Consider the following 7,742-nt stretch of genomic DNA (forward strand, 5'->3'; position numbering starts at 1 on the left):
TGTTCCATCAAACCCATTCAGCCCGGAGAGAATTGTATCGCGGGATACCTTTTCCCAGAATCCGAGCCTGTTCTCGGCTCCCTTTCCCCGCAGGCTGCAGGCAGAGGCAGGGATCCCTTGCTCCCGGCATAATAGGGGTTCTGGGGTGGAGAATTAACAGCCTATGGTGCAGCAGGCCGGCTATGGATCTTGGCGATCCCCGATTACCGCTGACCTGGTGGTGACGGGATCCCTGCGCTTGGGACAGATGGTTTGGGATCAGGGGGATCTCTACTGGACGGAGGGTCGCCCGCAAGAAAAAGGGCGCAATGTGTTGATGCGGCGCTCTGCCGACGGGATCCTGGTGGAGCTGACACCCGCACCTTTCAATGTGCGGACACGGGTGCATGAGTATGGGGGTGGAGCTTATTGGGTGTCGGCAGGGGTAGTGTATTTTTGCAACTTCGCTGACCAACGGCTCTACCGCCTGCTGCCGGGTTCAGATCCCCAGCCCCTGACGGAAGCAGGCCCCTATCGCTATGCAGATGGGGTGGTGGATCGGGCGCGTGGACGCATCCTCTGTGTGCGGGAGGATCACAGCCGCCAGGGAGAGCCGGAAAACAGCCTTGTCTCGATTGACTTAGCAAGTGGATCCCAGCAGATTTTGGCTTCTGGGCACGACTTCTACGCCAGCCCGCGCCTCAGTCCAGACGGCCAGACCTTGGTATGGCTGACCTGGGATCACCCCCAGATGCCCTGGGATGGGACGGAACTGTGGCGAGCAGAGGTGGCAGCAGATGGCACTCTAGGAGAGCCCCAAAAGCTAGCCGGTGGCCCTGCCGAGTCGATCTTCCAGCCCCAGTGGTCACCGGAGGGGGATCTCTACTTTGTTTCGGATCGCAGCGGCTGGTGGAACCTCTATCGCTGGGATCCCCAGGGCCCCATTCCCCTCTGCCCTATGGAAGCGGAGTTTGGAGAGCCGCAGTGGGTGTTTGGCCTGAGCACCTACGGCTTTGCTGGGGATGGGCGCATTCTGGCCTGCTACCAACAGGGGGGTCTGTGCCATTTGGCCTACCTGGATCCCCAGTCGGGGCAACAGGAAGAGATCCCTTTGCCCTACACCCAGATCAGCGGTTTGCAGGTGAGTGGGGAAAAAGCCGCTTTCCTGGCCGGATCCCCGACGGAAGCCACTGCCTTGGTCTGCCTAGACTTACCCTCCAGCCAAGTGGAGGTGGTGGCCCGTTCCAGCAGCGTGGCGGTGGATCCCGACTATCTGTCGATCCCAGAGCCCATTGTTTTTCCCACCGGTGGCGGCAAGGAAGTGGCCTACGCCTTCTTCTATCCCCCCAAGAACCGAGACTTTGTTGCCCCTGCTGGCGAAAAGCCACCCCTGCTGGTGAAAAGCCACGGCGGGCCCACCGGGGCGACGGCAGCCGTGCTCAACCTGGGGATCCAATACTGGACCAGTCGGGGGATTGCCGTTTTGGATGTGAACTACCGGGGCAGCAGCGGCTACGGACGGGCCTATCGGGATGCTCTCAAAGGCCGGTGGGGCCTGGTAGATGTGGAAGATTGCATCGCCGGATCCCAATTTTTGGCAGAACAGGGCAAGGTGGATGGGGAACGGCTGCTCATTCAAGGGGGCAGCGCTGGTGGCTATACCACGTTGGCGGCCTTGACCTTCCACAGGGTCTTCCGGGCGGGTGCCAGCTACTACGGGGTGAGCGATCTGGAAGCCCTGGCCCAGGAGACCCACAAGTTCGAGTCTCGCTACTTGGACAGCCTCATTGGCCCCTACCCAGAGCGACGGGATCTCTACCGGGAGCGTTCCCCCATTCATCACCTAGAGGGCCTCAATTGTCCGGTTATCTTCTTTCAAGGCTTGGAAGACGCCATCGTGCCCCCCAATCAGGCGGAGAGGATGGTGGCAGCCCTACGGGCCAAAGGGATCCCAGTGGCCTATGTGCCCTTCGAGGGAGAGCAACACGGCTTTCGCCAGGCGGCCAACATCAAACGGGCTTTGGAGGCAGAGCTTTACTTTTATGCCCAGGTGTTGGGGTTTCCGCTGGCAGAACCTTTTGAGCCCGTTCGGATCGAGAACTTGGACACCTGATGATGACTGCTCAATGGGTCGAATAGAAAGGGATCCCGTCCCATCTATGGCCCATTGTTGCTCCACAACGCTGTCGCGACAGAGCAGCCCCTCTATGATGGACTTACCAGCCAACCCGGATGGAGCATGACTCTAGTCAATAATAAGCTCAACTATACTGAAAATAATGTATAATATGTTCAGTACGGATTACTACCAGTTGATCTTTCTGTTTACTTTCGAGTCTGCCAACATGGTAGCCAAAGCAAAGCAGAAAATTGGTAGTAAGACGACACGGAAACTGCGCTTTGGGTATTCTACTCAAAGCTTTGCGGGATACCGCCATTCTGTTTGGAAACAAACAGAATGCTATCGCTGCATAGTTGAACAGTGATGTTCAGCAGTGTTCAGCGTAAATGTATCAGCTGGTCATGAGCGTCAGTAGCCCTTCCTTCCGTGAACTGCCCATCTTAGAAAGCGGCGATCGTCTCACCCGCGATGAGTTTGAACGGCGCTATCAAGCCATGCCTCAGCTCAAAAAAGCCGAGCTGATTGAGGGAATTGTTTACGTGGCATCTCCCCTCAGATATCGCCGACATGGCAGACCACACAGCCACATCATGGCCTGGCTGGGAGTTTATGAAGCAGCAACGCCGGGGGTTGAGTCGGCGGGCAATCCAACCGTTCGCCTGGACTTGGACAATGAGCCGCAGCCAGATGCCATATTGCGGATGCACGAATCTTGTGGGGGACAGTCCCGCATTAGCGAGGATGACTACATTGAGGGTGCACCGGAGCTGATTGTGGAGATTGCCGCCAGCACAGCTTCCTACGACCTGCATGATAAGCTGCGGGCCTACCGGCGCAACGGCGTGCGGGAATATCTGGTCTGGCTAACCCAAGAGCAAGCCTTTCGCTGGTATGTCTTCCAGAATGGAGAGTACGTGCTGCAACAGCCCAATGAGTTGGGCGTTTTGTACAGTCGGGTGTTTCCGGGGTTGTGGTTAGCCGTGGACGCGCTGCTGACGGGCAACATGCAGCAGGTGTTGGGTGTGCTGCAAAGGGGAATTGAGTCGGAGGAACACCGAGAGTTTGCAGCGCGGTTGGCAACCCGAGAAGCAGAGGCTGGAGCCTAGGCCATGAGTCGGAGGGACGGGTTTGCGCTCGCAAAGGCTCAGGTTAATGGCTGTGGGCCAACAGGTTGGGCTCGAAGACAGCCATCTCCAACCGAAACGGGATCCCCATGTGGGCCAGCCAGTCCTGCAGCGGATCATCGGCCAGCGCCAGGATCTGTCCTTGGAGGGAAACGTGGGCCGGGCGGTGCCAGTTGCCCAGTTGATGAATCACCTGGCCCATCTGGATGGGGTTTTCAGGTTGAATCAAGAGCACCGGTTCGGGTTGGGCTCTGACCCGAATGTGTCGCTGCGCATCCGCATAGAGCAGATCCCCATCGTGAAGATGGGTGCCGCGGGGCAGCATCAGCTGGATCTCGGTGCCCCAGTCGCTCACCAGCCGTTGCCGGGATCGCTGGCGGTCGTGCCAAGTGAGGGCAACCACTTCCAAGTGGCCGGGGATCCCCTCTGGCGGCTCGTCCAGCAGTTGCATCACCGTAATGGCCGCGGGCTCCTCTCCCGCAGCATGGGCATCTTCGCTCATGTTAGGGACTCCAGATATTGGCTGAGGTCTTCTTGAAGGCGAGAGAACTCCACTTCGGTGGAAAGGCGCAGCCCTTCCGTTTTCACAGTAACCAAGACCTTGGCTGCGTGGGGGCCGACCCAGATGTTGGGGTTGCAGAACATCTCCAAAGAGAAGTCGGCAGCAGAATGATGAAACTCAACCGGATCCTGAGGCTGCTGCCGGGAGCTGCCCGAGCGAACCTTGAGTCGCTCCAAGAGGATTTGCAGAGCCTTGTGCCATTGTTGTGCCGCCTCAGGCGAAAGGGAGAAACTGGCCGAGCCGGTTGCGAAGTTGAGGGCAAACTGAGGAAAATGGGTAGTCATGGAGGCCCGTACCGTTCGCGAAGCGTCCTTTGGAGGGCAGCATTGGACAACAACAGTATCTTACGTCAGCTCTTGCTAATGGGCGTGGGCACAACCACTCTGCTGGCAGAACAGTTGAGAAAGGCTGCCGACGACTTGGTGCAGAAGGGGCAGCTCAACCCAGAAGAGGCATCCAATGTCATCAACAACCTGCTCAACCAGGTGAAGGCCGAGCAGAGTAACTTTGAATCCTACGTTCAGCGGCAGGTGCGCAACGTCCTGCAGGATCTGGGCGTGCCCCGCCAATCGGAAATGGACGAGCTGCGGGGGCGGCTGGATCGGCTGGAGCGGCAGGTGCGCAATTTGGAAAATCAGGTTTACCGCCGGTAGCCGAGCTGAGCCTTCCCCTTTTGCCGGCTTTCCTTTGCCGTTGGGCAGGGTTTTGCCGAACGTTGCGATACCCTGAAGTCCTCTCTAGGAGAATTCATCAAGTTCCCATGCCAAGCGAAGTTTTGACCATCACAGGCCGAGGGATCCCCCTGCTGGGCAACGACATCGACACCGATCGGATTATCCCGGCCCGCTTTTTGAAGTGCGTCACCTTCGACGGCTTGGGCCAGCACGTGTTTGCCGACGACCGCGCCCAGGATCCCGGCCAACACCCCTTCGATCAACCCCAGTACCAGGGAGCCCAGATCCTCGTGGTCAATGCCAATTTTGGCTGTGGCTCCAGCCGGGAGCATGCCCCCCAAGCGCTGGCCAAATGGGGGATCCGCGCCCTCATTGGCGAAAGCTTTGCCGAGATCTTCTTCGGCAACTGCTTGGCTCTAGGGATCCCTTGTGTTACGGCACCCCCGGCTGTGATTCAAGCCCTGCAGAAGGCGGTGGCGGAAAATCCCCAGCTCCAGTTGACGCTGGATCTGCCCAACAAACAGGTGCGCTGGGAGGCAAATACCGCTGCTGTGGAGATCCCCCAGGGAGCCTGGCAAATGCTGGTGCAGGGCACCTGGGACGCCACAGGACAACTGCTGGCCGCCCAAGCCCAGATTCAGCAAGTAGCCGCTTCTTTACCCTACGTGCGTTGGCAGCGAGCCCGTTGAGCCATCCTCTCCCCCCTGATACCCATACATGGCTGGGCAGCGCCGACCCGGATTTTATGGATTTGGCGATCCGGGAGATAGAAGCTGCGGATCCAGAGGCTGCCGTGCAGCGGCTAAAGGAAGCACCTGGCTTGGTATGGGTGTGCAGCCAACGCTCATTTGCTGACCTGGCTGAGGCTTGGCAAGCTGACCCGCCCATTTTTTTACGCCACATCTGCCCCATTCACCAAGAACGGCGGCTGGCCGAGGGATCCTTAGTTGAATTGCGCCTTGATGGGGAAATGTTGGCAGCCATTGACCCCACCCTCAGCTTTTCGGTTCAGACGCGCCTGTTTGGAGAGCCGGCTCTCAAGCCCTTCCAGGTCAATGAAACCCTGGCCGAACAGGTGATCGCGGCGGTGGGATCTCCCCTGGAGGTCAAAGACCCACAGCAGGTGATCTCGGTGGTGATCCTGGCTCAACCGATGGGCATTCGCGCTTGGCTGGGCCTATCCTTGGCTGCCCAGAACCTCTCCAACTGGGCCGGTGGGATCCATCGCTTTCGGCGGGATCCAGAGCAAATCAGCCGCTCCGAGTTTAAGCTGCTGGAGGCCATCCAGGTGTTTCAGATTCCCTTGGTGCCGGGGGGACAGGCTCTGGATCTGGGGGCAGCACCGGGGGGATGGTCGCGCATTTTGCGTCTATATGGCCAGCAGGTCACGGCAGTGGATCCGGGGGACTTGGACGAGCGCCTCAGCCAAGATCCGGGGATCCGCCACCATCGCCTCAGCGCCCAAGCCTACCTGGCCCGTGGCCCAGGCCGGTTTCACCTGATCCTCAACGACATGCGCATGGATGGCCCGGCTTCCGCCCACCTGATGGTGGCTTTTGCCCCCCATCTGCAGCCACAGGGGAGAGCTGTGATGACCCTGAAGCTACCCCACCAACACCGCCTGCGGGTGCTGCGGCAAAGTCTGGAGATTTTGGGTAGTGCCTTCCCCCTGGTGAGAGCCCGCCACCTGTTTCACAATCGCAGCGAAGTCACCCTCTACTTGCAACAGGGGATCCCTGCCCCTCAATCTGCCGTTTCCACCACCTGAATCTCCCGGCGGAGCACCATTTCGCGAATGGACTCCAGCAAGCCTATCTCTTCGGGGGAGATTTTGCCGTCGGCCCGGATGGCGCTGACGATTTGATCCACCTCTGTGCGGGTGAGCTTCTTGTCTTCCAAGGCTCGATCCACCAGCGCTTGCAATTGCGAAAACTCCATAAGGCTCCTCTTGCTTGAACAGGTCTTGTCGCCTCATTTCCTCATCTAAGCTACCCGCGCTGCCCAAAATCTCCTGCAAGCGCAAGATTCTCTTCAGGTATCCTAAAGAAAACGTGAAACCCACCGAGAGGAAGACATCATGGCCGGCCCGGATCCCAGGAGCACTGCGCACGATTGCGCCACCCTCTGTCGAGATGGCTGTGTCTTGGGAGAGGACTGCCCCCACCGAGAGGCGGCTCGCCAAGCCGTGGCCTTTGTCATGAGCACCGACTGGGAGACCTTGATGCGGATCGCCGAATCCAAGAACCTACCCAAAAGCTCCCCTCAGGAAGAGATGGATCCCCTGCAGTTTTTGGAGAATTACCGCTTGGGCGGGTAAGCCCCAACCAGTCTCCCTAAGGACAAGGGATCCCTGCTGAGGATCCAGGGGTTTTGAGCCATACTGAATTTGGTGGGATCCCTGGATTCTATGGTTTGGCCTTGGATCGTCATCGGGTTAGTCCTCATTTCTGCCGAATTGTTTTTGCCAGAATTGGTTGCCGGCTCGGTGGGGCTGGCGGCGCTCTTGGCAGGGCTTTTGGCCTATTTGGGTTTGCCAATCTGGGTGCAATTTGCCGCCTGGATTGGGGCATCGGTGGTGTTGATTATCCTCAGCCGCCGTCTGGTGCCCCATGGATCGGTTCAGGTAGAGGAATCTCGCGAGGCGCGGGCAATCACCCCCATTCCCCCAGGCGAACGGGGGCGGGTTTCTTATCTGGGTTCCACCTGGAACGCCAAGTGCAGCATTCCCAACCTGGAAATCCAAGCCGGGCAGGAGCTCTACGTGGTGGAGCGACAGGGGAATACCCTCATTGTCATGCCGGCCAAGATGCTCAAGTCCTGACCTGGACAAATGTTTGTTTCCCTTGTTGCCTTGAGCGAGGGATCCCTGCTTGGGTGTGCATCAGAGGCGGGGATCTGGCATAATCACAAAAGCTAAGCCGGGATGTAGCGCAGCTTGGTAGCGCATCTGCTTTGGGAGCAGAGGGCCGCAGGTTCAAATCCTGTCATCCCGATCCTGCCTGCACCAAGAACAGAGCCATTCGCGTTCTTGGCCGATAGCTTCGCGCTTATCCAGGGCCCCAAAATCTTCCCATTGATGTTGCTAACTGCTAAAGCGGGCGTTTATTGGTGGAGGCGCAGTCTTTGTCTTGAAGGCGCAAGAAGCAAACTCTTCGATTCTTCGATGCCATGAAAGAAATGGGCGGATCAGCTAGAAATCGCAGGAGCCCCGCACTGTACCCGTAGGGTCAGTGTCGGGAGGAATGCGGAAGTTATGATAGAACCATGACCCAAGTCCTGAC

10 protein-coding genes and 1 tRNA gene are annotated in these 7,742 nt (G+C 58.5%); 8 read left to right on the plus strand and 3 right to left on the minus strand.

What is annotated here, in order from left to right:
- Positions 1 to 163 precede the first annotated feature (163 nt).
- Positions 164 to 2,092, plus strand: coding sequence for a S9 family peptidase (locus ACVW0C_RS11255; RefSeq protein WP_457385463.1), 1,929 nt, complete (start codon positions 164 to 166; stop codon positions 2,090 to 2,092).
- A gap of 395 nt (positions 2,093 to 2,487) precedes the next feature.
- On the plus strand, positions 2,488 to 3,207 hold the full coding sequence (locus ACVW0C_RS11260; protein WP_457385465.1) for a Uma2 family endonuclease: 720 nt from the start codon (positions 2,488 to 2,490) through the stop codon (positions 3,205 to 3,207).
- 43 nt (positions 3,208 to 3,250) lie between these two features.
- Here the strand turns inward: ACVW0C_RS11260 and ACVW0C_RS11265 are convergent, their stop codons facing one another.
- Both ACVW0C_RS11265 and ACVW0C_RS11270 read right to left on the minus strand, forming a co-directional pair.
- Positions 3,251 to 3,727, minus strand: a complete 477-nt coding sequence (locus tag ACVW0C_RS11265) for an urease accessory protein UreE (RefSeq protein ID WP_457385467.1) — start codon at positions 3,725 to 3,727, stop codon at positions 3,251 to 3,253.
- A complete protein-coding gene (locus ACVW0C_RS11270; protein WP_457385468.1) occupies positions 3,724 to 4,071 on the minus strand; it encodes a hypothetical protein in 348 nt (115 codons plus the stop codon). The genes ACVW0C_RS11265 and ACVW0C_RS11270 overlap by 4 nt, the downstream gene beginning before the upstream one ends.
- A gap of 42 nt (positions 4,072 to 4,113) precedes the next feature.
- Between ACVW0C_RS11270 and ACVW0C_RS11275 the strand changes: the two genes are divergently transcribed.
- The 3 genes from ACVW0C_RS11275 (at position 4,114) to ACVW0C_RS11285 (ending at position 6,229) form a co-directional block, all read left to right on the plus strand.
- Positions 4,114 to 4,440 carry a phasin family protein gene (locus ACVW0C_RS11275; protein WP_011433607.1) on the plus strand — a complete coding sequence of 109 codons (327 nt, stop codon included), beginning with the start codon at positions 4,114 to 4,116 and terminating at the stop codon, positions 4,438 to 4,440.
- A gap of 107 nt (positions 4,441 to 4,547) precedes the next feature.
- A complete protein-coding gene (gene leuD, locus ACVW0C_RS11280) occupies positions 4,548 to 5,150 on the plus strand; it encodes a 3-isopropylmalate dehydratase small subunit (RefSeq protein ID WP_457385470.1) in 603 nt (200 codons plus the stop codon).
- Positions 5,147 to 6,229, plus strand: a complete 1,083-nt coding sequence (locus ACVW0C_RS11285; protein ID WP_457385472.1) for an SAM-dependent methyltransferase — start codon at positions 5,147 to 5,149, stop codon at positions 6,227 to 6,229. The genes leuD and ACVW0C_RS11285 overlap by 4 nt, the downstream gene beginning before the upstream one ends.
- On the opposite strand, the gene ACVW0C_RS11290 is transcribed toward ACVW0C_RS11285, so the two are convergent.
- On the minus strand, positions 6,205 to 6,399 hold the full coding sequence (locus ACVW0C_RS11290; RefSeq protein ID WP_414384228.1) for a hypothetical protein: 195 nt from the start codon (positions 6,397 to 6,399) through the stop codon (positions 6,205 to 6,207). The genes ACVW0C_RS11285 and ACVW0C_RS11290 overlap by 25 nt on opposite strands.
- A gap of 139 nt (positions 6,400 to 6,538) precedes the next feature.
- Here ACVW0C_RS11290 and ACVW0C_RS11295 point away from each other — a divergent pair, with 139 nt between their 5' ends.
- The 3 genes from ACVW0C_RS11295 (at position 6,539) to ACVW0C_RS11305 (ending at position 7,454) form a co-directional block, all read left to right on the plus strand.
- Positions 6,539 to 6,778 carry a hypothetical protein gene (locus ACVW0C_RS11295; protein WP_011433611.1) on the plus strand — a complete coding sequence of 80 codons (240 nt, stop codon included), beginning with the start codon at positions 6,539 to 6,541 and terminating at the stop codon, positions 6,776 to 6,778.
- 90 nt (positions 6,779 to 6,868) lie between these two features.
- Positions 6,869 to 7,282: an NfeD family protein gene (locus tag ACVW0C_RS11300; protein WP_414389971.1), complete on the plus strand. Its 414-nt coding sequence runs from the start codon at positions 6,869 to 6,871 to the stop codon at positions 7,280 to 7,282.
- Positions 7,283 to 7,380: 98 nt separating this feature from the next.
- A tRNA-Pro gene (locus ACVW0C_RS11305) sits at positions 7,381 to 7,454 on the plus strand.
- Positions 7,455 to 7,742 lie beyond the last annotated feature (288 nt).

Source organism: Thermostichus sp. OS-CIW-26 (assembly GCF_054058395.1).

Bases quoted from the DNA above. Each gene is read 5' to 3' on its own strand.
- ACVW0C_RS11255 (WP_457385463.1), top strand. From the start codon at position 164: ATGGTGCAGCAGGCCGGCTATGGATCTTGGCGATCCCCGATTACCGCT.
- ACVW0C_RS11260 (WP_457385465.1), top strand. From the start codon at position 2,488: ATGTATCAGCTGGTCATGAGCGTCAGTAGCCCTTCCTTCCGTGAACTG.
- ACVW0C_RS11265 (WP_457385467.1), bottom strand. From the start codon at position 3,727: ATGAGCGAAGATGCCCATGCTGCGGGAGAGGAGCCCGCGGCCATTACG.
- ACVW0C_RS11270 (WP_457385468.1), bottom strand. From the start codon at position 4,071: ATGACTACCCATTTTCCTCAGTTTGCCCTCAACTTCGCAACCGGCTCG.
- leuD (WP_457385470.1), top strand. From the start codon at position 4,548: ATGCCAAGCGAAGTTTTGACCATCACAGGCCGAGGGATCCCCCTGCTG.
- ACVW0C_RS11290 (WP_414384228.1), bottom strand. From the start codon at position 6,399: ATGGAGTTTTCGCAATTGCAAGCGCTGGTGGATCGAGCCTTGGAAGAC.
- ACVW0C_RS11295 (WP_011433611.1), top strand. From the start codon at position 6,539: ATGGCCGGCCCGGATCCCAGGAGCACTGCGCACGATTGCGCCACCCTC.
- ACVW0C_RS11300 (WP_414389971.1), top strand. From the start codon at position 6,869: ATGGTTTGGCCTTGGATCGTCATCGGGTTAGTCCTCATTTCTGCCGAA.